Raw genomic sequence first — 22,359 nt, 5'->3', positions numbered from 1 at the left:
TGCTCGCTCTTGCGGACTCAGCACCAACGGCTCGATTGGCCGGCCTCTAACACCTGCATTCGCCACAAGCGCTCTCCTCTGCAGAGATTCGAGCCATCATATAATGTGACGAACTTTCGTTCCAGATGACTAGGCCGCAGGCTTCTGCTGTTCGCCGAATACGGGCTCGGCGACGCCCTGCAATTCGTGCGCTACCTGCCGATGGTGGCCGCACAGGGCGGCTCCATCATCCTCCAGGTCCAGCCGGCGCTCGCCTCGCTGCTGCGCATGATGGAGGGCGTCACCGTGATCGCGCGCGGCGAGCCGCTGCCGCCGTTCGACGTGCAGCTGCCGCTGATGAGCCTGCCGCGCGTGTTCGGCACGACGCTCGATACGATCCCGTCGAACGTGCCCTATCTGCATCCGGATCCGGCAAGGGTCTTGCGATGGCGCGCCGCGCTCGATGGTCTAAGCGCGCTGAAGGTCGGCGTGGTCTGGGCTGGCAATCCCAGGCACAAGGGCGACGCGCAGCGCTCCCTGTTGGCAGAAGAGGTCTTGCCGTGCCTGATCACGCCGGGCGTGCAGCTTTACAGCTTGCAGAAGGAGCCGCGCGAGGCTGACGTCCCGGTGCTGGCGGCGCTTGGCACCGACATCATCGATCTCGCGCCGGCGCTCGGCGATTTTTCCGATACCGCCGCGGCGGTCGCAGCGCTCGATCTCGTCATCGCCGTGGACACCTCGGTTGCGCATCTTGCCGGCGCGCTCGGCCGCCCGGTCTGGATGCTCCTGCCTTACGCGCTCGACTGGCGCTGGCTGCGCGATCGCGAGGACAGCCCATGGTATCCGACCATGCGGCTGTTCCGACAGCGCAGGCCGGGCGAATGGGACGATCCGCTAATGCGAATGTCGGCCGCGCTGGCGGTTCTCGCCGCGAAACACGCTGGCTAGAAGCGCTCCGGCCGGTACGGCGCGGGATCGATCGACGGCCTCTCGCCGCTCATCATCTCCGCGAGCAGGCGTCCGGTCGCGGGCCCCAGCGTAAAGCCCTGGTGACCGTGGCCGAAATTCATCCAGAGCCCGCGATGGTGCGGCGCAGGCCCCAGCACCGGCAACATATCGGGCGTGCAGGGCCGCGTGCCATACCACGGCTCGGGTTCGGCGCGGCCGCCGAGATCGAGCAGTTCTCGCGCGGAGGCCTCAGCACTGGCGAGTTGCACGGGCGTTGCCGGCGCATCCGGTCCGGTCAACTCGGCGCCGGTGGTGATCCGGATGCCCTTGGCCATCGGCCCCATGGCATAGCCTCTTGCCGTATCGACCAGCGGCAGGTCGAGCGAAGCGCCGCCGCTATAGTGCATATGGTAGCCGCGCTTGCGCACCAGCGGAATGCGGTAGCCGAACTTTTGCAACAGATCGGGCGACCACGGTCCGAGGGTGACGACGACATTGGCCGCATCGATCGGTCCGTCGTCGGTCTGCACCGACCATCCGGACGAGGTCTGCTGCAACGTCTGCGCATCGCCGAGAAGGATATGGCCGCCGAGGCGCTGGAACAGTTCGGCATAGGTGGCGACCAAGGCGCCGGGATCCGACACGGTCCAGGTGTCGAGCCAGTGGATGGCACCGGGAAGATCATCGCGCAGGATCGGTTCGGCCTTCGCGAGCTCGCTGCCGGACAGCACGCGGAAGTTCACGCCGAAGTCGCGCTGGTTTTCCTCCGCGGTCTTGATCGCGAGCTCGAGCGCGGCGGGATCGCGATGCAGCAGCCGGTAGCCGGCGCGACGAATGAGATTGTCGGCGTGCGCCTCGCGGATGAGGGTATCGTGCTCTGATGTCGCATAGGCGATCAGGCGCGCCCATGCCTCGATCGCCTCGCGATGCCGCTTCGGCGCCGAATGCCACCAATAGCGGAGCAGGGGCTCGACGTGGCGGTGCAGGGACGCAAGGCTGTAGCGGACGTCGTTGGTGCGGCCGGTCACGATCTTCAACAGCGTCGCAAAGTCGCGCGGCATTGGATATGGCCGCACAGCCTCCGCCTGGATCATTCCGGCATTGCCGTAGCTGGTCTCCCGGCCCGGCTCCCTGCGGTCGACGAGCGTCACCGACCAGCCGCGCCGCTGCAAGTGCAGCGCCGCGCTGACACCGATCATGCCGCCGCCAAGGACGATTGTGCTTTGCATCGGCATGCGCCCCTCAGGCCGGCTGCGGCGCGAGTTTGGGTTGCGCCGTGTTGATGGTCGCCGCGACGACGACCGACATCGCGGTCATCGCCACCAGGAAGCCGAAGGCCGCATCGAACGATCCGGTTCCGGTCACGATGAAGCCAATCGCCGCCGGCGCCACGAAACCTGCGCTCTGGCCGCCGAGATTGACCATGCCGACGCCCGATCCGATCTGGTCGTCGCGAAGCAGTTTCGTCGGAAGCGCTACCACCGAGGCCAGCACGAAGGATTTGAAGAAATAGACCAGCGACTGGTAGGTGATCAGCACCGCGATCGTTTCCGCCTTGTACATGGCGTAGAGGAAGATGCCGGTCAACGCGGAGCTGCCGATCAGCAGCCATTTTTCGCGCTCGGCGAAAAACCTCGTCATTACCCAGCCGCCGATCGCGGTCGCGATCGTCGCCATCACGAACGGGATCGGCGCCACGATGCCGACGGTCTTGAGATCGAGTCCGCGCTGCTGGAGCAAATAAAGCGGCATCCAGGAATCCAGGCCCTTGTTGACGCAGCTGAGGCCGAACCACACCACCATCAGCTGCCAGATCAGCGGGTTCTTCATCAATTCGCGCATCGGCGTGCGGTCCGCAGGCTTCGCCGTCGCCGTGCTCGCCGGGGCCGCGCCCAGGCGCCCCAGATGAGGGACGAAGAGGAAATAGACGATCGCGAACACCAGGCCGGCGATGCCGATCGTATTGAAGGCGTGGCGCCAGCCGAGCCAGAGGATCAGCGGCGCCATGATCAGCGGCGCGATCATGCTGCCGGCATAGTTCGACGACAGCAGCAGCGCCGACATTTTTGGCCGGCTGTCCTTCTTGAACAGCTCCGCGATGGCGCGAATGCTCGCCGGCGGAAAGCCGCCCTCGGCGATGCCGAAGATGAAGCGGATCGCGATCAGCGACGTCAGCGACCAGGCCAGGCTCGTGAAGGCCGTGAACAGCGACCACATCACGATCGTGACGATCACCACATATTTCGAGCCGAAGCGGTCGGAGAGCCATCCGCCCGGCACCTGCATCGCGGCATAGCCGAGGAAGAACGCGCTGATGACGATGCCGAGATCGGCGGCCTGGAGATTGAAGTCCTTGCCGATCTGCGCCAGCGCCAGCGAGATCGCGGCGCGGTCGATGTAGGAGATACAGTAGGCGATGTAGAGCAGGACGAACGCGACGACCCCGGTTTTCCGCTGCGACAATTCAGTCATGCTCATCTCCGTTTCGCCGGCGATCCGGTGGCTGCTAACTCTGCTGTGGGGTCATTCCCAGGTGAGGAAGCCTGGCGCCGCCGAGAGCGGCGGCGCCCCGGCGAGCCGCGCCAGATCGGGGATCGGGCGGCAGAGCTGCGGGTCGCTCGCAAACGCCGCCTCGATGCTCGCCGCAATCGAGAGCACGATGGCGTCCCCGCCGCGCGGGCCCACGATCTGGAGGCCGAAGGGCAGGCCCGCTTCATCGACGCCGAGTGGCAGGCTGAGCGCGGGATGGCCTGGAAGCGTCACGGCATAGGCGAGCGCAAGCCAGTGGAAATAGGATTTGGTCGGCGCACCGTCGATCTGCGCCGGATAGAGCTCCGACCAGGGGCGCGGGCTCAGCGTGATGGTCGGGCTGATCAGCACGTCGCAGCTTTCGAAGAAGTTTTGATAGGCGCGATAGATCCGCGTCTGCGTCGTCGCCGCGCGCGCGTAGTCTTCGAGCGTGTAGTTCAGGCCTTCCTCGACATTGGCCCGCACATTGGGGCCGAGCATCTCGGGACGCTCCTTGTAGTTCTTGCCGTGCATCGCGAGGAACAGGCCTGCGCGCAGCACGGCGAAGGCATCGTCCGCGCCGGAGCAATCCGGCGTCGCCTCGCGGCAGTCGGCAAACAGCGGCGCAAGCTTGCCAACGCGGTGGCAGAATACGCGGCGGATCGCCTGCTCGGTCGGGGCAAAGCCAAAGTCTTCGGTGAAGGCGACGCGCAGCTTGCCGAGCTCGGCGGGGCGCGGCGCTGTCCAGCGTTCGGCGCGTCCGCGCAATGGTTCGCCGGGCAGGGTGTAGGCGAGCGGATCACGCGCGTCGTCGCTCGCCATCACCGACAGCATCAGTGCGGTGTCGGCGACATTGCGCGCCATCGGCCCGTCGGTCGACAGGTTGGACCAGCCGAAGGCGCGCTTTTCGCTCGCCACGAGGCCATAGGAGGGACGCATGCCGACGATGCCGGCAAAGCCGGCCGGATTGCGCAAGGAGCCGCCGGTGTCGGAGCCCGAAGCGAGCGGGGCCATGCCGCAGGCGAGCGCCACCGCCGAGCCGCCTGAGGAGCCGGCTGCCGAGCGCATGGGATCGAAGGGATTGCCGGTCGCGCCGAACACCGGGTTGCGGGTGTTGCCGCCCGCAGCCCATTCCGGCGTGTTGGTCTTGCCGAAGATGATCGCACCGGCCGCGCGCAGCCGCGCAACGGAAGCCTGGTCGGCGGCTGGAATGTGATCCCCGAACAGCGGGCTGCCATAGGTCGTGCGTAGCCCGGCGGTGTCCTGTGTATCCTTGATGAGGACCGGCAGGCCGTGCAGGGCGCCACGATCCTCGCCGCGCAGGATGGCGGCCTCGGCTTCCTTGGCCGCAGCGCGCGCGCCGGGCTCGTCCAGCGTCACGACGGCGTTCACGGCGGGATTGGTGGTGGCGATGCGCGACAGGCAGGCGTCAAGCAGCTCGACGGGCGAGATCGCCCGCGCGGCCAGCAGGCGGCGCAGCTCGACGGCGCTGGAATCGCAAAGCTCGGACAATGCTAATGCCTTTCAAATTATGAAAACGATTTAGCATATCGGAAAGTGTGGCCGAAGCATCAATTTTTGTCAAAACCGGCCGTTTCGTACACAAATGCTGGCAAAGTTGCCTTTCGGGCGGCCAAGTGGAACTCTTCGACATAAGCTGAGCCCAAAAGTTTGGGCGGATCGGCCAACAATTTTTCTATTGCCGTGCTAGGCTTGCTGCATGAGCGAGATCACGACGTCCGAAGGTGCCAATTCCCAGCTCGGCCTATGCCTCAAGGCCGCCCGCCAGGCGCGCGGCCTGACGCTCAAGCAGGTAGCGGAGCGGACGGGCATGGCGCTCTCGACCCTGTCCAAGGTCGAGAACGGGCTGATGTCGCTGACCTATGACAAGCTGGTGCAGCTCACCTCAGGCCTGAAGATGGAAATCGCCGAGCTGTTCAACCCGGCGACCCCGATGCGCCCCGAGCACGACCGACCGGTAACCGCTCGGCGCAGCATCAGCCGGGCCGGGCAGGGGCAGGTGATCACGACGAAATTCTACACCTACACGTATCAATGCACCGACCTGATCGGCAAACGCATGGTGCCGATCCTGGCCGAGGTCCGCGCGCGCTCGCTGGAGGAGTTCGGCCCGCTGCTGCGCCATGCCGGCGAGGAGTATTTTCTGGTGACGAGCGGCCGCGTCGCCGTCCACACCGAGTTCTACGCGCCGGAGATCCTGGGCGAGGGCGACGGCATCTATCTCGACAGCACCATGGGCCACGCCTACCTCAACGCCGGCGATGCGCCTGCCGCCAAAGGCGTCTGTCTCTGCACCAGCGAAGCGCCTGACCTCTACGACCAGCTTCGCCAGATCGCCTCCCGCGACGTGCCGCCGCTATAGCGGTAGCTGATCCAAACGAAAAACGCCCGGCTTGGCCGGGCGTTTTTGTCTGTTGGCGTTCGGCCTATTCGCCGCCGCCGAAGCGGCGCGACCACCAGCCGGCGCGACGCGGCTGCGGCGCCGGTGTTTCGACTGCGGCCTCTGGCGCCGGCTCGGCGGCGGGAGCGGGGGGCGCAACCTCGGTGGGCGTTTGCGCGACCTCGGCAGCGGGCTCGGGCTGGCTGCTGAAGAAGCTCACCTTTTCACGCACGGTCGAACGACGCCGCGCGGCCTTATCGCTATCCGACGTGGACTCATCAGCGGCGGCCTCGGACTGAGCCGGGGCAGGTGCTGCGTCGGCCGGTTCCTCAGGCTGAGGCGCCGCAGGTTGAACGGTCGCTTCGGTCTGCGCGATCGAGGGAGTCTCTAGCGTGAGGCCGTCGAAATCGGCGACCGCCTCCGTCGCCTCGGGCGGCAGATTGGCGCTCAGCTCGTCGCTGATCGAACCGGAGAGACCTTCCTCGCCACCGCCACGCCGGCGGCGACCGCCGCGACGTCCACGCCGGCGACGGCGCTCGCCGCCCCCCTGCTCACCACGGGCCTGGTCGAGCTGCTCCTCGGTCTCTTCGCCTTCCTGCTCCGCGTCGGCTTCCTCGTCGGACTCGCCTGCAGCCATGGCCGGCTCGGGAACGGTCGGCGCTGTATCCTCGCGAAGCTCGCCCTCGCGCTGGCCGCCGCGGCCACGACGACGCCGACGGCGCCTACGGCGCTGGCCGTCCTGCTCGGGCGCAGCATCGCCTGCGGCCTGTTCCTCAGTGAGACCCTCGGTCTCGTCCGTCTCGACCTCGGATTCGGTTTCAAGATCGAAACCGTCCTCGTCGTCATAGGCCTCTTCAACCACGGGCGGCGGGCTTGCCGCGGCCTGCGCCGCAAGCAGCGCCTTGGCGGCTTCCAGCGTGTGGACCTGCTCGCCGCGGTCGATGACGTAGGCCTGCGGCCCGCTGACGCTCGCGTCGGCGATGATCGACAGCGTGACCTTGAAGCTGTTCTCGAGGTCGCGCAGATGGCCGCGCTTGTGGTTCAGAACATAGAGCGCGACGTCGGTGCGGGTACGGACCACCAGATTGTGGGTCGCGCCCTTCATCAAAATCTCTTCGAGCCCGCGCAGGAGCTGGAGCGCGACGGAGGAGACCGAGCGCACGTGACCGGTGCCACCGCAATGCGGGCAGGGATCGGTCGAGCTCTCGAGCACGCTGGCGCGGATGCGCTGGCGCGACATCTCCAGAAGGCCGAAATGCGAGATGCGGCCGACCTGGATGCGCGCGCGGTCCTGCCTGAGGCAATCGGACAGCTTGCGCTCGACCGCGCGGTTGTTGCGCTTCTCGTCCATGTCGATGAAGTCGATGACGATCAGGCCGGCGAGGTCACGCAGGCGAAGCTGGCGCGCAACCTCTTCGGCCGCTTCCAGATTGGTCTTGAGCGCGGTGTCCTCGATATGGTGCTCGCGCGTCGAGCGGCCCGAGTTGACGTCGATCGAGACCAGCGCCTCGGTCTGGTTGATCACGATGTAGCCGCCGGAGCGCAACTGCACGGTCGGCGAGAACATCGCGTCGAGCTGGCTCTCGACGCCCATGCGCGAGAACAGCGGCTGGCCGTCGCGATACTGCTTCACCGCGCTGACATTGGCCGGCATCAGCATCTTCATGAAATCGCGCGCTTCGCGGTAGCCGCCTTCGCCCGCGACCTGGATCTCGTCGATTTCCTTGTTGTAGAGGTCGCGCAGCGAGCGCTTGATCAGCGATCCTTCCTCGTAGACGAGGGTTGGCGCCTGCGATTTCAGCGTCAGGTCGCGCACCGTCTCCCACATCCGGATCAGGTATTCGAAGTCGCGCTTGATCTCGGGCTTGGTGCGGGAGGCGCCGGCCGTGCGCAGGATGATGCCCATGCCCTCGGGCACGTCGAGATCCTGCACCACTTCCTTCAGGCGCGAACGATCCTGCGCGCTGGTGATCTTGCGGCTGATGCCGCCGCCGCGCGCTGTGTTGGGCATCAGGACGGCATAGCGGCCGGCGAGCGACAGATAGGTCGTCAGCGCGGCGCCCTTGTTGCCGCGCTCTTCCTTGACGACCTGCACCAGCATCACCTGGCGGCGCTTGATGACCTCCTGGATCTTGTACTGGCGGCGCGGGCGGAAGGTGCGCTCCGGCACTTCTTCCAGCACGTCGTCGCCGCCGACGGACTCGACGACTTCCTCTTCGGCCTCTTCACCGTCCTCGCCATCCTCGGCGTCGTCCTCAGCCGGAGCCTCGGGATGCGGCACTTCTGCGCTTTCATCGGCCGCGTACACGGCGTCGGCGGGTTCGATCGCGGTTGTCACGGCTTCCGCCAGCGCCGCGGCATAGGGTTCGGGCACTGGCGCTTCGGAGGCGGCGGCCTCCTGCGGCTCGGCTACCTCGGGCGCGACAACGGGTTCGGCTCCGACTGCCGCGACGGCCGCGGGCGCCTCGTCGGCATGGTCGTGCTCGTGATCATGATCGTGCCCGTCATCATCATGGTGATGGTGGTCGTGATCATGATCGTCGTGCCCATGGTCGTCGTGCCCATGCTCGTCATGATCGTGGTCATGAGCCTCGAACGCGTCGTGATGCTCCGCTTCGGCGTGCAGATGCTCGCCCTCGTGCGCGACGCCCTCGGCGTGCTCCGGCAGCACCCCGCCTTCGAGCGGCTGGGCGGCGGGATCAGCGCCGGCCTCGAGGCCCTCGACGATGTCGCTCTGCACGCGCTCGCCATGGCCGCGACGACGGGCGTTGCGGTGGCGCGAGCGGCGGCGGTTGTGGGAACGGTTCTCGTTCTCCTCTTCGGCCTCGCGATGAGCCTGCTCCTCGGCCTCGATCAGCGCCTGCCGATCGGCAACCGGGATCTGGTAGTAATCGGGATGGATTTCGCTGAAGGCGAGGAAGCCGTGGCGATTGCCGCCATATTCGACGAAGGCGGCCTGGAGGGACGGTTCGACCCGTGTGACCTTGGCGAGGTAGATATTGCCGCGCAGTTGCTTGCGTTGCGCGGTCTCGAAATCAAATTCTTCGACGCGATTGCCGCGGACCACGACGACCCGGGTCTCTTCCGGGTGGGTGGCATCGATCAACATCTTGTTGGGCATGTCTTAACTCTTGGCGGCGGCGGGCGCGATTCACCGTGGGCGCGATGAGCGCTGCCGGGTGACGCGACGGTCCACCTGATTCGGGGGTGAGGGGAAGGCCAAAACACCTGCGCTCGCGCCGCGCCGAACCGAAAGCCGAGAGGACAACGCGGCGCGCGGAAGTTTCGCTCCGCAATGTCGCGAATTGTCTCTCAGTTTTGGTCGGCACAGTCTGGCGCATCAAGCGTCGGCCCGTATGAAACATCGGACGGCGAGCGCGCCGCCCCTTAATCAGTTGCTGCTGGCCAGGGTATGGCGCGAAAGCGCTCGCCCCTTGGGAACACCGCCGGGTCCTTGGGATTAAGGAACCGGGTTACGGGCTACGCCGCCTGTCAAAGCCGTCCCTGGAAATGGTGGTAACCTGGGACCGGCGCCACCGGAGCCTTGACCCGTCCAACCTCGCTGCCGCGCGCAGCGCTGGCCGTGAAGGAGGGGGGAAAACGCTGGAATCCTCAAACCTTGAGAGTTCCGGCGCTGCACCGTGAGGCTGAGAGCGACACAACCGGAAATATTGGCCGTCAGCAGTTCGTACATACGAGGAATGCGACCTTGGTGCAAGGGAGCGTGGCGCGAGCGTCGCGCGCCGGTCACACTTGGGGAGATTTGGTCATTGCGTCATTAAGGACTGATTCACCCTGTGGCTCTATTGCGTTAGAAGAGCTGCTCGGAGGCACGGAATCGGTGGCGAGCCGCGCAAATCATCTGATTTTGCTGGGATGTGCGCTGCTGTGCGCCGCAGCATTGCCGTGCTCTGATTCTAGGCCTGTCGCGGCTGCGGAAAGCCAGCCGCAAGCTGCCGTTTCGGCGTCGAATTTCCCGATTGTCTCGGCGGCGCGCCTGGCCGGGGACACCAGCCAGACCCGCCTTATTCTCGATCTCGACCAGACCATCACGTTCCGGGCCTTCACCCTGGCGGACCCGTATCGGGTGGTGGTCGATGTTCCCCAGATCAATTTCCAGCTTCCTGCCGGCACCGGGGCAGCCGGGCGCGGGCTGGTCAAGGCGTTCCGCTATGGCCTCGTGATGCCAGGCGGCTCGCGAATCGTGCTCGACCTCGCGGGCCCTGCCAAGATCGCCAATTCCTACGTGCTCGAGGCCGCCAACGGCCAGCCGGCCCGGCTGGTGCTGGAGCTGGAGGAAGTCGATCGCGCTGCTTTCGTGCAGTCGGTGGCGCCGGAAAGCCGGGCCGCTCTGCACCCTGCGACAACCGATGCTCCTCCGGCGCCAGCGGCGCCTGAACCTTCCCAACAAAAGCCCGCAGCGCCGACGGATTCACGTCCCGTGGTGGTGATCGATCCCGGCCATGGCGGCATCGACAACGGCACTCAGTCGAGCGGCGAGAGTGAAAAGAATCTGGTGCTGGCCTTTGGCCTCGCGCTGCGCGACCGGCTGGAGAAGACCGGCAAGTACCGCGTAGTCATGACCCGGGATGACGACACCTTCATCCCGCTCAACGACCGCGTCAAAGTCGCCCGCTCCATCAATGCCGCGCTGTTTGTCTCGATCCACGCCGACGCGCTGCCGCGTGGGGAGGGCGACGCCCAGGGCGCCACCATCTACACGCTGTCGGACAAGGCCTCCGACGCGCAAGCCGAGCGGCTGGCGGAAGCCGAAAACAAGGCCGACGCCATCGGTGGGGTCAATCTGTCCGATGAGCCGGCCGACGTCGCGGACATCCTGATCGACCTCGCCCAGCGGGAAACCCGCACCTTTTCAAACCGTTTCGCCCGCCTCTTGATGGGCGAGATGAAGACCACGGTGCGGATGCACAAGCACCCCCTGAAATCGGCGGGGTTCCGGGTGCTGAAGGCGCCCGACGTGCCCTCGGTGCTGGTCGAACTGGGCTACGTCTCCAACAAGGGGGACCTCGAGCATCTGGTCTCGGAGAGCTGGCGTTCCCGGACTGTGGCGTCAATGGCCCAGGCCATCGACGCCTTTTTGGCCAAGCGGCTCGCGACCGCCGGACAGGCCAATTGAAAAGCGAGTTTTGGCTGGTCCCGCAAAGCCCTAGTTTGGCCACAGCGGGCGCTCTATAAAATCTGCGGATGGGGGGCAGGAATCGACAACCCCCGCGGCAAGCGTGTTAGGGCTAGAGGCCCAGCGAAGCTCTTGAGTGGTGTAATCTGGCACGCCGGTGAATTCGCGACTTGAGGAAGGCGCCCTTTTGCCGGCGCCGAGAATCGTTCCATGGATATCCATGGGTTGTTCAAGGTTTGAACGGATAAACAGATAATGCGCTTGCTGATACGGTTCATGGGCTTCCTGTTCGCTGCGGGAACCGTGGTGTTCCTGGTGGGCGTCGGGGCCATGGCTGGCCTGATCTGGCATTTCTCCAAGGACTTGCCCGACTACTCTCAGCTTCAGGATTATGAACCGCCGGTGATGACCCGCGTGCACGCGGTCGACGGCTCGTTGGTCGGCGAATACGCCAAGGAGCGCCGGCTGTATTTGCCGATCCAGGCCGTGCCGAAGCTCGTGATCAACGCCTTCCTCGCCGCCGAGGACAAGAATTTCTACGAGCATGGTGGCATCGACTACACCGGCATGGCGCGCGCCGGACTGGTCTACTTGCAGAACTACGGCTCCAACCGCCGTCCGCAGGGTGCCTCCACGATCACTCAGCAGGTCGCCAAGAACTTCCTTCTGACGAACGAAGTGTCGTTCGCCCGCAAAATCAAGGAAGCCTTGCTGGCGATGCGGATCGAGAAGACCTACTCCAAGGACAAGATCCTCGAGCTGTATCTGAACGAAATCTATCTCGGCCTCGGCGCCTACGGCATTGCCGCGGCCTCGCTCGTCTATTTCGACAAGTCGGTGAACGAGCTGACGGTCGCCGAAGCGGCCTATCTGGCGGCGCTGCCCAAGATGCCGGCGACGCTGCATCCGGTGCGCAACCGTGACCGCGCCATCGAGCGCCGCAACTACGTGATCGACCGTCTGCAGGAAAACGGCTGGATAAAGCAGGCTGACGCCGAGAAGGCGCGCAAGGAGCCGCTGGCGGTCACCAACCGCTCCAACGGCGCCCACACCTTCGCCGGCGAATATTTCGCCGAGGAAGTCCGCCGCGACATCTTCGAGCGCTACGGCGAGAAGAAGCTCTATGAGGGCGGCCTTTCGGTGCGCACGACGCTCGATCCGAAGATCCAGGTCATGGCCCGCAAGGCCATGGTCACGGGCCTCGTGAACTATGACGAGCAGCAGGGCTATCGCGGTGCGATCAGCAAGCTCGACATTTCCGGCGACTGGGGCGTCAAGCTCGCCGACATCAAGTCGCTCTCCGACATCTCGCCCTGGCGCATGGCGGTGGTGCTCGAGACCAGCGACCAGTCGGCACGTCTGGGCTTTCAGCCGGCACGCGAGCTCGGCGGCGCCGTCAGCAAGCAGCGCGAGACGGGTATCGTCACGCTCGATGGCGTAAAATGGGCGCGAGCGGCCTCGGGTCCCGCGAAAGGCAAGGCGCCGACCGCGGTGTCGCAGGTGCTGCAGCCCGGCGACGTGATCTATGCCGATCCGCTCTACAGCAAGGAGGGGCAAGCCGTCGAAGGTCAGTACCGGCTGCGCCAGATCCCCGAAGTCTCGGGCGCGATGGTGGCGATGGATCCCTGGACCGGCCGCGTGCTCGCGATGGTCGGCGGCTTCTCCTTCGACCAGAGCCAGTTCAACCGCGCTACGCAGGCCTATCGGCAGCCGGGCTCGTCCTTCAAGCCGATCGTATATTCGGCCGCGCTTGATAACGGCTATACGCCGTCGACTGTCGTGGTCGACGCGCCGATCGAGATCGACCAGGGGCAGGGTGGTGGCGTCTGGCGGCCGGAAAACTTCTCGAACGGCAAGTACCAGGGGCCGGTAACGCTGCGCAACGCGCTGCGGCTCTCGCTCAACACCGTGACGGTGCGCTTGGCGCAGGATATCGGCATGCCCTTGATCGGCGAGTACGCGCGTCGCTTCGGCGTCTATGACGAGTTGCCGAACTATCTCTCGTTCGCGCTCGGCGCCGGCGAGACGACGGCGATGCGAATGGTCACGGCCTATTCCATGATCGCCAATGGCGGCCGTCGCGTGAAGCCGACCCTGATCGACCGCATCCAGGACCGCTACGGCCACACCATCTTCAAGCATGACCAGCGCGAATGCCGGGGCTGCGATGCGCCGGGCGGCTGGAAAAACCAGAACGAGCCGCAGCTGGTCGACCGCCGCGAGCAGGTGCTCGACTCGATGACGGCCTATCAGATCACCGAGTTGATGGAAGGCGTCGTCCAGGCCGGTACCGCGACCGTCGTCAAGGAGGTCGGTAAGCCGATCGCCGGCAAGACCGGCACCACCAACGAGGCCAAGGATGCCTGGTTCGTCGGCTTCTCGCCGGATATCGCAGTCGGCATCTATATGGGCTACGACAAGCCGCGCGCGCTGGGTAAGGGCAATGCGGCGACCGGCGGCCATTTGGCCGCGCCGATCGCGCGCGATTTCCTCAAGCTCGCGCTCGCCGAGAAGCCGGCAGTTCCGTTCAAGGTTCCGGCCGGCATCAAGCTGATCCGCGTCGTCGCCAAGACCGGCATGCGCGCTGGCCCGGGCGAGACCGGCGGCACGATCCTGGAAGCCTTCAAGCCCGGCACGGCGCCGCCGGATAACTACTCCGTCATCGGCGTCGCCGATGCTGATGGCCGCGGCGGCGTGCCGCAGCAGGCGCCGCCTGATTCCGGCTTCTTCATGCGACCCGGTACCGGGGGGTTGTACTAGGGCTCAGAGGGCCCAGGATAAAGCTGGCGATCCAAAGCTCCGGCGGTTGCGCTTTGCAGCCGCCGCCGTTACATCCCCATTTCATTCATACGCGGGAACAATTCCGCGAGACCAGAGAACGACATGCGCGCCGAAATCGAACGGTTGGTAGAAGAGATCAAGCAGTCAGTCGGGCTGCTGAGGAGGCATCTTTGACGTCGAGAAATCGACGGCGCGCCTCGCTGAGCTGAATAAGCTCGCAGAAGATCCCAATCTCTGGAACGATCCGCAGAAGGCCCAGAAGCTGATGCAGGAGCGCACCTCGCTGGAGGATGCGTTATCGGGCATCGGCAAGGTCGAGCAGCAGCTCGAAGACGACGTCGGCATGATCGAGCTCGGCGAGGCCGAGGGCGATGAGGGCGTGGTCGCCGAAGCTGAGGCTGCGCTCAAGAACCTGAAAAAGGAAGTCGCACGGCGCGAGCTGGAGGCACTGCTCTCGGGCGAGGCCGATCGTTTCGATTCCTATCTTGAAGTCCACGCCGGCGCCGGCGGCACCGAGAGCCAGGACTGGGCGCAGATGCTGCTGCGCATGTACACGCGCTGGGCCGAAACCCACGGCTTCAAGGTCGAGTACCTCGAAGAGTCCGAGGGCGAAGAGGCCGGCATCAAATCCGCGACCATCCAGGTTTCCGGCCATAACGCCTATGGCTGGCTGAAGACGGAAGCCGGAGTGCACCGTCTGGTGCGCATCTCGCCGTTCGATTCCAATGCACGGCGGCACACCTCGTTCTCGAGCGTGCAGGTGTTCCCGGTCATCGACGACAGCATCAAGATCGACATCAAGGAATCCGACGTCCGCACGGACACCATGCGTTCGGGCGGTGCCGGCGGCCAGCATGTCAACAAGACCGAATCCGCGGTGCGGCTGACGCATATCCCGACAGGTGTCGCGGTGGTCTGCCAGGCCGGCCGCTCCCAGCACAAGAACCGCGCGCAGGCCTGGGACATGCTGCGCGCGCGGCTCTACGAGATCGAGCTGAAGAAGCGCGAGGAAAAGGCCGCCGCCGACCAGGCCGCCAAGACCGATATCGGCTGGGGCCACCAGATCCGCTCCTACGTGCTGCAGCCCTACCAGATGGTGAAGGATCTGCGCACGGGCGTGCAGACCTCGGACACCTCGGGCGTGCTCGGCGGCGATCTCGACGAGTTCATGGCCGCAACGCTCGCCCAGCGCGCCTTCGGCACCACGAGCGGCGAGATCGAGGACGTCGACTGATGCCGCGCGTCGCCTTCATCGGGCTTGGACGGATGGGTCACGGAATGGCCGGCCGCTATCTCGATGCCGGTTTCACCGTGTCGCTCTGGAATCGCAGCAAGGCCAAGGCGGAAGACCTGATCGCGCGCGGTGCGCGCTGGGCGACCTCGCCCGAGGACGCCGCGATCGATGCGGACGCCGTGGTGACCATGGTCGCCGATGATGAAGCTTCGCGCAGTGTATGGCTTGGTCTCAACGGCGCCGCGAAGACGGCAAAGGCCGGCACCATCGCGATCGAGTGCTCGACGGTCTCATATGATCACGCACGCGAGATGGCGCGCGAATTGAACGGGCGGGGGCTCATCTATATCGATTGCCCCGTGACCGGCCTGCCGGATGCGGCGGCGGCGGGAAAGCTGACGCTGCTGGTCGGTGCCGACGCCGCCGATCTCGAACGCGCCCGGCCGTTCCTCGAGCCGATCGGCTCGACCATCCGCCATTATGGCGCGGTGGGTTCGGGTACGGTCTACAAGCTCATCAACAACCTCATGGGTGCGATCCAGATCGCAGGGCTCGCTGAAGGTCTTGCGATCGCCGAGCAGGCCGGGCTCGACATGAAGCTCGTGCTGGAGTCGATCCAGGCCGGCGTCGCTGCAAGCCCGCAGGTGCTGAGGCACTCCAAGCGCATGGTCGCGCGTGATTTCAGCGGGGCGACGTTCACGTCAGCGCTGCGCCACAAGGATGCGGACTACGCGGTGAAGCTCGCCGAAAGCCTGCTCGCCGACAAGCCGCTCGTCGGCCCCGCTGCGGTCGAGGCTTATGCCAGGGCGAAAGCCGTGATGCCCGACGATGACGAGGGCAAGATGATCGAGCTCGTGTCGCGGCCGAAATAGGCCCGTTCATCCCAATCGGAAATCGGGTGGCAATACCCGCGGCTCCGCGGTAGGCGATCTATTCGATCGCCAATGTGAGACGCCATGCCCGCCAACGACAACCGGATCGACGCACGAGACTGGTCGCTGCTCTCTGTGCTCTCAGTCCTCTGGGGCGGCTCGTTCTTCTTCAATGGTGCTGCGCTGCGAGAATTGCCGCCTTTGACGCTGGTGTTCCTGCGTGTCGCACTCGGCGCAGCCATTTTGCTGCCGTTACTGCGCACCCAGAAGATCGCCTTTCCCAAGGGCGTTGCAGGCTGGCGGACGTTCTTCGCGATCGGACTGCTCAACAACGTCGTCCCGTTCTCCCTGATTGTGATCGGCCAGACCTTCATTCCGAGCGGCCTCGCATCGATCCTGAACGCCACCACGCCGCTGTTCACGGTGATCGTGATGGCGATGGCGGGCGAAGAGACGTTGCAGATGCGGCGCGTGGCCGGCGTTGCCTTGGGGCTCGTCGGCGTGGTCATCCTGAGGGGATGGGGCGTCGAGGCGAGGACGGGGCAGGGCCTCGGCATTTTCCTCTGCCTCGGCGGCGCCTTCAGCTATGGCCTCGCGGCACTGGCGGCACGCCGATTGCTGAAGGATTCGCCGCCGCTCGGGACGGCAACCTTTCAACTGCTGGCTTCGACAGTCATGATGGCAATTGTCGCCGGCGCCATCGAACAGCCATGGCGACTTCCAATGCCTGATGTAACGACCTGGCTTGCCGTGCTTGGCCTCGCTGGGCTGTCGACGGCGTTCGCCTATATCGTTTTCTTCCAGATCCTTCGACGTTCGGGCGCAACCAATGTCATGCTGGTGACGCTGCTCATTCCAGTGACTGCCATTCTTCTTGGCTGGCTCGTTTTGGGCGAGGCGGTCTCGCTGCGCGAGATCGCGGGGGCGATGGTCATCGGCAGCGCATTGCTCGTGATCGACGGACGCGTGCTGGCGGTATGGCGCAGCGCTTCAGCGACGTTCGGTCTTTAGCGCCATGCCGCCGGCGACGCCAACGCCGAGCACGTAGATCCAGCCGGCATGAAAATCGAACAGATGCGAGTTCAGCAGCGAGCTCGTCATGTTCTGCACGACGACGACGAGTCCGATCCAGGCCGCGAGGCCGTCTCCCGTGAACAGCGAGAGATGGACAAGCCACATCGCATAGAGCAGGACGACGCCGAGCAATCCCCATTGCATGGCGACGTTGAGGGTCTGGTTGTGGGGATTGTTGACCACTTCGGCCTCGAGGCCGGCCTGTCCCGCCGCGGCGCGCTCGAACTCCCGCTTGATCGCGCCGGTACCGTGGCCGAGCAGAGGCGCCTCTGCAAAGGAGACGATCGCCTTGCGCCAATAGGCCAGCCGCTGCGCGGTGGAGGCGTGGCTGATGTCCTCGTGTCCATGCTTGTATTCGACGGCAATGTCCGTGATCCGCTGACGCAGATACGGCGATGTCGTCCAGGCGAGAAAACTTGCCGCGACAGCGCCGGCCAGCAGCAGCATGGCGGCGGGCCGGCTCAGATGCCGCCAGGCGAACAAGGCGAGCAGTACGGGCATACAGAGTAGCGCGGTGCGGGCCGAGGCGACGAACAGCATGTTGGTGACGAACAGCAGGATCAACGCGAGGCAGCCCAACGCCGCGGTCAGCCGTCGCTCGCGCCAGAACGTCAGTGTCGGAAGCGCCAGCGCAAAGGCGCACAGGGTGAATTCCTGGCTCTGGTCGATGTAATTCTTGACCGGCACGCCGGCGGACGCGGTCACTGTGAGCTTCCACTCGGCGTGGAACAGCACGATCCAGGAAAAGATCGCGAGCAAGACGCACGAGGCGAGAAAGGCAGCGAAGACCCACGTGCCGCGCTCCGAGCGCCGGACGTGATACAGCAGCGGCGGAATGATGATGAGCTTTGCCACCGGCTTGATGGCGTGCAGCCGGTCGGCCCAGGCGGCGTCGGACCAGAGCAGGCCTGCGAGCGCAAGACCCAGAAATGCGAAGGGCAAGGCGAAGGCCGGCTGCTTCAGGCAGCCTGCATAGTCCCGCCAGTCGATGGTCGGCGCCAGGACGAGCAGCCATAGCGCCACGAAAATCGAGGGCAGCGAGGTCGACCATGGCAGCGACGCCGCGATCATCGCGGCGAGCAGGTCGGCACCGTGCTGCAGCGTTGCCGTGCTGCGCGAGGGCGCAAGCACGCCGCGCGTGTCGGCGGCTTCAACGGTCATGACGAAGCGCCTATTGCGCGGCCATCATGCTTTCGGCCGGCCGATACTGTCCGAGGAAGTCGGCGGCCTGGGTCTGGTAGCCGAAGCGTTTGGCAAGCTCGCCGCGGTGGTCCCTGATGTTGCGGCGGCATTCTTCCTGCCGCGCGATGACTCGCGTGACGGAGGCGCGGATCGACTCGGCCGAGAAAGGATCGAAATAGTCGGCGAGCTCGCCCGCGACCTCGCGAAACACCGCGATGTCGGAGCAGAGAACGGGCGTGTTCGCCGCGAGCGCCTCGATGATCGGCACGCCGAACCCTTCGGCGAAGCTCGGCATGATCAGGCCGTGCGCCTCGGAGATCAGCGTCGCTTTCTCATGCTCGTCGACATAGCCGGCAAAGCGGATATTGGGCGGCAGGTTGCGCATCTGCGAGGCAAGGCCGGCATAGCCGATCACGACGAGGTCGGCTTGCGGCATGCCGCGGAAGGCACGGATCACGGTGGCGACGTTCTTGCGCGGCTCGTTGGAGACGATGACGACGAAGCTCGGCCGCCCCGGACGCCCCGTCGGGGCTGGCAGTTGCAGGACGTCCGGAGCGTCGAACTGCGTGCGGGGGTAAACGACCCTCGCAGGCAGATGGGCAAATTGCGGCAGCAACTCTCTGAACCGCATCATGCTGTAGTTGGAGACGAAGGCGAGCTCGTCGGCCTGGCGCAAGCTCGTCAGCAGGCGCGACAGGAACAGGCGCGTTGCGACGTCGCTGAGCTTGAGATCGGTGAGCGGCAAGAGGTCGTGGACCACGCAGATCACCTTGGCGCCGGGCTTGCGCTTGATCGCCACGCGGGTCGGCGTATCCACCAGGATGACGTCGTAATCTCGGGCATCGATCCGTGGCGGCGGCAGCAGGAAGAGGGCCGAGGAGTCCTGGTAGCTGTAGAAGCCGGCCTCGAGCTGGAAGTCGCGGAACAGCTCGAGATGACGCAGATCCGGCGGAATGTATTCGAGCGCGGCGCTCTTGTTCTCGATCAATCGCGTGCTCATCCCGCGCAGGCCGATCGCACGCAGGAAGCAGAGCGCGTATTCCCACGACGTCGCCATGTCGATCCGGTGCCGGATCCAGCCGAGCAGGCGACGCAGGCCGCCATGGCTGCGCATCATCGGCTCGCTCATGTTGACCTCGTCGAGGTAGCGGTACAGCGCCAGGAGCTCGATGTTGCGCGATTGCCGCGGAAACAGCCCGGTACGCCGCTCGCGTGCGCGCAACTTGCGATAGCGGCGCGTGGTCTCGACGAGCAGGGTCAGCGCGTGGCCGTCGGCTTCGAGCGATCGGATCAATTCGCGGCTGAAGTGGAAAATGCCGCGCTTGTGGTTGGGCTCGCCGAGCGCCTCGGAAACGACCAGAATGCTCTTCTTCATGCGCGTATCTCGCGGAGCTCGAATGGATGGGCCGCGGGCGGCTCGACGGCGACCGTCGAGGCGACGCGCCCGTGGTCGAGGTTGATGATGGTGGAGCAGGTTCGGCGCAGCAGCGGCTGGTCATGGGACGCGATGATGACGATCGCGGCCTGCGAAACCAGTTTGAGCAGACGGGCCTGCGCCTTGGCCGAGAAATTCTCGTCGACGACACTGAGCCACTCGTCGAGCAGCAGGATGTCGGCCGGGAATGCGGTTGCCGTCGCAAACAGCACGCGCATCAGCATGCCCGAGGAGAACATCCTGAGCGGCAGCCGCTGCATCCGCTCCTCGAGCTCGGTGAAGGCCCAGATCTCGTCGATGATGGCGCGGGTCGGCTTGCGGCCGGAGATCCGCAGCAACAGCGCGATATTGTCCTCGGCCACGAAGTCCAGGTTGACGCCGGCATTGAGGCCGAGCAGGGGCACGATGTTGCCCTTGATCGCGACGTTGCCGCTGCTCGGCGGATAGACCCCGGCAATGAGCCGGAGCAGTGTCGACTTGCCCGAGCCGTTCGGTCCGGCAAGACCGATCCGTGCGCCGGCCTCTGCTTCGATCGTGATGTTGTCGACGGCGCGAATGATCCGCATCCCGCCTTGCTCGCGGATGAGATGGCCGAGGAGGCGGCGCTTGAGCGAGTAATCGTAGGCGCCGTAGAGGGGATAATCGAGACTGACGTTACGCAGGTTGATCGAGGCCATGACGCTAGATCCAAAAGGCCGCTTTGCGCAGGTGCACGAGCGTCAGCCAGCTTGCGAGCATGAGCACGGCAACGCACGCCAGCACATAGAAGATGCTGATCGTGTCGACGTGACCGCCCGCCAGAGGCTCGCGCCACACCGCGAACAGGTGCGTCAGCGGATTGATCCGCATGATGGTCGAGCGATGATTGATCATCTCCGACGACCAGATCACGGGTGAGGAGAGGAAGCCCAGCATCAGCGAGGATTCGATGATCGGCTTGAGGTCGCGATACCGCGTCGCCATGGCGCCGAGCACCAGGCTCAGCGCGAAGGTGCAGGCGATGAAGAGCAGCAGCCCCGGCAGGGCGGCGAGCGCGTGGGAGAGATCGCGCGGGGTCAGCACCAGCCAGAGGATCAGCGGCACACAGGCGTTGTGGAGCGCGAACAGGGCCTGGCGGAAGGTGCATTGCAGAAGGAAGATCACCGGCGGCAGCGCGCGGTCGCGGATCAGGCTAGCCGAGCCCTGGAGCGCCGTGGTGGCATCGAGCACGACGCTGTTGAGGAAGGTCCAGGCCGTCATCGACAGCGCGAGCATGGGCAGCCGCGCGAGCACGCCGGCGTTGGACATCTGGCCGATCACCGAGCCCAGCACGGCGACCACGATCGCCATCTGGAGCGACATCCAGAACGGGCCGAGCAGCGAACGCACATAGCGATGGCGCATGTCGGACCAGGCCAGCGCGCCTGCGATCCGGATCATTTCGAGCCAGCCCGGCGCGGCGGACGAGCTTGTGCTCGCGGCCGAGGCCTGAGCCAATGCCTGGGCGTATACCGTCTCCATACCGTTCTTGAAGGCCGTGGCGGAATAGCGCGTGGCCGCACGCGTTCGCGCGGCAAGGCCCATGCGGCGGCGGCGTTCGGGATCGCGGATCAGGGAATCGATGGCGTTGCCGAGCGCTGCGGCATCGCCGGGCGGTACGGTGATCGCCTCGATGCCGTCACGCGCAACATGAGGTACGGCCGTATCCAGCGCGGTGTTGACGACAGGCCGGCCTGCCGCCATCGCCTCGAGCTGGACGAGCCCGAACGTCTCGGCGTTGGTCACCGACGGCATCGCGAACACGTCGGCGATGCACATCAGCTTGACGCGCTCGCAATCGGGTACGGAGCCGAGCAGGCGGACGCGGTCGCCCACACCGAGCTCGGCGATCAGTTGCTCGAGCCGCGCGCGCTCGGTGCCTTCGCCGATGATCCAGACCTCGAAATTCCACCCCTGGGCGGCGCGGATCAGCACCTCAAATCCCTTGTAGGGAACCAGCCGGCCGCAGGCGAGCACGAGCCGTCCGCGATCGTTGACGTGCTCGGGCTCGATCCTCGGCCAGTCATACTTCGTGGTGTCGATGCCGAATGGCACGACGTGGCACTTGTCGGCGAATTCCCGCAGCAGCGGCGTTGTGTCGACCAGCACGCGGTCGGAGACGATGATGGCGGCGGCCTGACGCAGCGTCCGGCGCATCAAGGGTTCGATGAACCAGCGCAGGCCGGCATGGGTGACGATGTCGGCGTGCCAATGCACGACCAGCGGCCGCTTGCGAGCAAGGCCGAACGCGAAGACGAGGTCGGCAAGCGGGAAGGGGGCGTGCAGCGCCAGCAGGTCGTGCTGCGCGATCTTGCGCCACAGGCGCCACGGATAAGTCGGCGCAGCCGGCAGCGAGAGCACGTCGCCGAATGACTGCACGCGCTCCACGGCCACGTCGTCGACGACGATATCGCGGCGTTCTTCGGCGGATTTCGAGCAGACCAGCACGGCGGAGGCGAAGGCGTCCTTCAGGCTCGCGCAGATGTCGCGGATCACAGTGAGCGTGCCGCCGAACAGGTCGGGGTAGTAGACCTTGAAGATATGAAGAACCGACGGGCGGGTGGGTTCGCTGACAGGGGTCATGCTGTTCGTCGCGCTCCGCTCAGCCGGCCAGGAGGGCGGCGACGAAGGGCACCGCGAGCGTCGAGATGAAGATCGCGCCGCGCAGCAGCGCAGGCAGCATTTCGACGGCGTCAGGGCGGCGTCGGCCGAGATGTGCGGAAATCATGCTGGAATTGCAGACCAGGCGGTCAGGCATTGGGTCAACTTTCCCTTTCGAGTCGTGCCCTC

15 protein-coding genes and 1 pseudogene are annotated in these 22,359 nt (G+C 65.5%); 7 read left to right on the top strand and 9 right to left on the bottom strand.

Annotated elements, in window-relative coordinates:
• Window positions 1-132: 132 nt before the first annotated feature.
• Window positions 133-927: pseudogene (locus Q2941_RS13145) on the top strand (glycosyltransferase family 9 protein); the annotation flags it as partial.
• Here the strand turns inward: Q2941_RS13145 and Q2941_RS13140 are convergent.
• The 3 genes from Q2941_RS13140 to Q2941_RS13130 are packed head-to-tail and all read right to left on the bottom strand — an operon-like array spanning window position 924 to window position 4,947.
• A complete protein-coding gene (locus Q2941_RS13140; protein ID WP_027524568.1) occupies window positions 924-2,156 on the bottom strand; it encodes an NAD(P)/FAD-dependent oxidoreductase in 1,233 nt (410 codons plus the stop codon). The pseudogene Q2941_RS13145 and the gene Q2941_RS13140 sit on opposite strands and share 4 nt — an antisense overlap.
• Before the next feature lie 13 nt (window positions 2,157-2,169).
• Window positions 2,170-3,399: an MFS transporter gene (locus Q2941_RS13135; RefSeq protein WP_458192744.1), complete on the bottom strand. Its 1,230-nt coding sequence runs from the start codon at window positions 3,397-3,399 to the stop codon at window positions 2,170-2,172.
• A gap of 51 nt (window positions 3,400-3,450) precedes the next feature.
• On the bottom strand, window positions 3,451-4,947 hold the full coding sequence (locus Q2941_RS13130) for an amidase (RefSeq protein ID WP_458192743.1): 1,497 nt from the start codon (window positions 4,945-4,947) through the stop codon (window positions 3,451-3,453).
• 208 nt (window positions 4,948-5,155) lie between these two features.
• Between Q2941_RS13130 and Q2941_RS13125 the strand changes: the two genes are divergently transcribed.
• Window positions 5,156-5,818, top strand: a complete 663-nt coding sequence (locus Q2941_RS13125; protein WP_027524571.1) for a helix-turn-helix domain-containing protein — start codon at window positions 5,156-5,158, stop codon at window positions 5,816-5,818.
• A gap of 64 nt (window positions 5,819-5,882) precedes the next feature.
• Here Q2941_RS13125 and Q2941_RS13120 read toward each other — a convergent pair whose 3' ends face one another.
• Window positions 5,883-8,957, bottom strand: a complete 3,075-nt coding sequence (locus Q2941_RS13120; RefSeq protein ID WP_254112280.1) for an Rne/Rng family ribonuclease — start codon at window positions 8,955-8,957, stop codon at window positions 5,883-5,885.
• Window positions 8,958-9,677: 720 nt separating this feature from the next.
• On the opposite strand from Q2941_RS13120, the gene Q2941_RS13115 reads away from it, so the two are divergent.
• From Q2941_RS13115 to Q2941_RS13095, 5 genes are all read left to right on the top strand, one after another.
• Entirely contained in the window at window positions 9,678-10,973 is a 1,296-nt protein-coding gene (locus tag Q2941_RS13115; RefSeq protein ID WP_027524573.1) for an N-acetylmuramoyl-L-alanine amidase, read from the top strand.
• A 255-nt stretch (window positions 10,974-11,228) separates the two neighbouring features.
• Entirely contained in the window at window positions 11,229-13,733 is a 2,505-nt protein-coding gene (locus Q2941_RS13110; RefSeq protein ID WP_458192742.1) for a penicillin-binding protein 1A, read from the top strand.
• A 123-nt stretch (window positions 13,734-13,856) separates the two neighbouring features.
• Window positions 13,857-14,988, top strand: a protein-coding gene (prfB, locus tag Q2941_RS13105; protein WP_156944459.1) for a peptide chain release factor 2 whose coding sequence is annotated in 2 segments (ribosomal slippage) — window positions 13,857-13,925 and window positions 13,927-14,988 — 1,131 coding nt in all. Because the reading frame shifts where the segments join, the coding sequence is not laid out codon by codon here.
• A complete protein-coding gene (locus Q2941_RS13100) occupies window positions 14,988-15,860 on the top strand; it encodes an NAD(P)-dependent oxidoreductase (RefSeq protein ID WP_458192741.1) in 873 nt (290 codons plus the stop codon). Before prfB ends, Q2941_RS13100 begins: the two co-directional genes overlap by 1 nt.
• Before the next feature lie 84 nt (window positions 15,861-15,944).
• A complete protein-coding gene (locus Q2941_RS13095) occupies window positions 15,945-16,871 on the top strand; it encodes a DMT family transporter (RefSeq protein ID WP_254112284.1) in 927 nt (308 codons plus the stop codon).
• Here the strand turns inward: Q2941_RS13095 and Q2941_RS13090 are convergent.
• Genes Q2941_RS13090 through Q2941_RS13070 form a run of 5 tightly spaced genes read right to left on the bottom strand, consistent with a single transcriptional unit; the run spans window position 16,851 to window position 22,327 of the window.
• A complete protein-coding gene (locus tag Q2941_RS13090) occupies window positions 16,851-18,095 on the bottom strand; it encodes an O-antigen ligase family protein (protein ID WP_458192740.1) in 1,245 nt (414 codons plus the stop codon). The genes Q2941_RS13095 and Q2941_RS13090 overlap by 21 nt on opposite strands.
• A gap of 10 nt (window positions 18,096-18,105) precedes the next feature.
• A complete protein-coding gene (locus tag Q2941_RS13085; protein ID WP_458192739.1) occupies window positions 18,106-19,491 on the bottom strand; it encodes a glycosyltransferase family 4 protein in 1,386 nt (461 codons plus the stop codon).
• Window positions 19,488-20,228 (bottom strand): ABC transporter ATP-binding protein, encoded by a 741-nt coding sequence (locus Q2941_RS13080; protein WP_027524579.1) that lies wholly within the window; start codon window positions 20,226-20,228, stop codon window positions 19,488-19,490. Before Q2941_RS13080 ends, Q2941_RS13085 begins: the two co-directional genes overlap by 4 nt.
• A gap of 4 nt (window positions 20,229-20,232) precedes the next feature.
• Entirely contained in the window at window positions 20,233-22,152 is a 1,920-nt protein-coding gene (locus Q2941_RS13075; RefSeq protein ID WP_458192738.1) for a glycosyltransferase, read from the bottom strand.
• Window positions 22,153-22,171: 19 nt separating this feature from the next.
• Window positions 22,172-22,327: a hypothetical protein gene (locus Q2941_RS13070; protein ID WP_458192737.1), complete on the bottom strand. Its 156-nt coding sequence runs from the start codon at window positions 22,325-22,327 to the stop codon at window positions 22,172-22,174.
• Between the last annotated feature and the right edge of the window lie 32 nt (window positions 22,328-22,359).

Source organism: Bradyrhizobium sp. UFLA05-153 (assembly GCF_054185185.1).
The sequence above is the reverse complement of the archived record's forward strand: the minus strand, read 5'-3'. Positions and strand labels throughout refer to the sequence as shown.

What these genes read in the sequence shown, in the direction of transcription:
- Q2941_RS13120 (WP_254112280.1), bottom strand. Translation starts at nt 8,957, where the DNA reads ATGCCCAACAAGATGTTGATCGATGCCACCCACCCGGAAGAGACCCGG.
- Q2941_RS13090 (WP_458192740.1), bottom strand. Translation starts at nt 18,095, where the DNA reads ATGACCGTTGAAGCCGCCGACACGCGCGGCGTGCTTGCGCCCTCGCGC.
- Q2941_RS13095 (WP_254112284.1), top strand. Translation starts at nt 15,945, where the DNA reads ATGCCCGCCAACGACAACCGGATCGACGCACGAGACTGGTCGCTGCTC.
- Q2941_RS13075 (WP_458192738.1), bottom strand. Translation starts at nt 22,152, where the DNA reads ATGACCCCTGTCAGCGAACCCACCCGCCCGTCGGTTCTTCATATCTTC.
- Q2941_RS13070 (WP_458192737.1), bottom strand. Translation starts at nt 22,327, where the DNA reads ATGCCTGACCGCCTGGTCTGCAATTCCAGCATGATTTCCGCACATCTC.
- Q2941_RS13100 (WP_458192741.1), top strand. Translation starts at nt 14,988, where the DNA reads ATGCCGCGCGTCGCCTTCATCGGGCTTGGACGGATGGGTCACGGAATG.
- Q2941_RS13110 (WP_458192742.1), top strand. Translation starts at nt 11,229, where the DNA reads ATGCGCTTGCTGATACGGTTCATGGGCTTCCTGTTCGCTGCGGGAACC.
- Q2941_RS13080 (WP_027524579.1), bottom strand. Translation starts at nt 20,228, where the DNA reads ATGGCCTCGATCAACCTGCGTAACGTCAGTCTCGATTATCCCCTCTAC.
- Q2941_RS13125 (WP_027524571.1), top strand. Translation starts at nt 5,156, where the DNA reads ATGAGCGAGATCACGACGTCCGAAGGTGCCAATTCCCAGCTCGGCCTA.
- Q2941_RS13140 (WP_027524568.1), bottom strand. Translation starts at nt 2,156, where the DNA reads ATGCAAAGCACAATCGTCCTTGGCGGCGGCATGATCGGTGTCAGCGCG.
- Q2941_RS13135 (WP_458192744.1), bottom strand. Translation starts at nt 3,399, where the DNA reads ATGACTGAATTGTCGCAGCGGAAAACCGGGGTCGTCGCGTTCGTCCTG.
- Q2941_RS13085 (WP_458192739.1), bottom strand. Translation starts at nt 19,491, where the DNA reads ATGAAGAAGAGCATTCTGGTCGTTTCCGAGGCGCTCGGCGAGCCCAAC.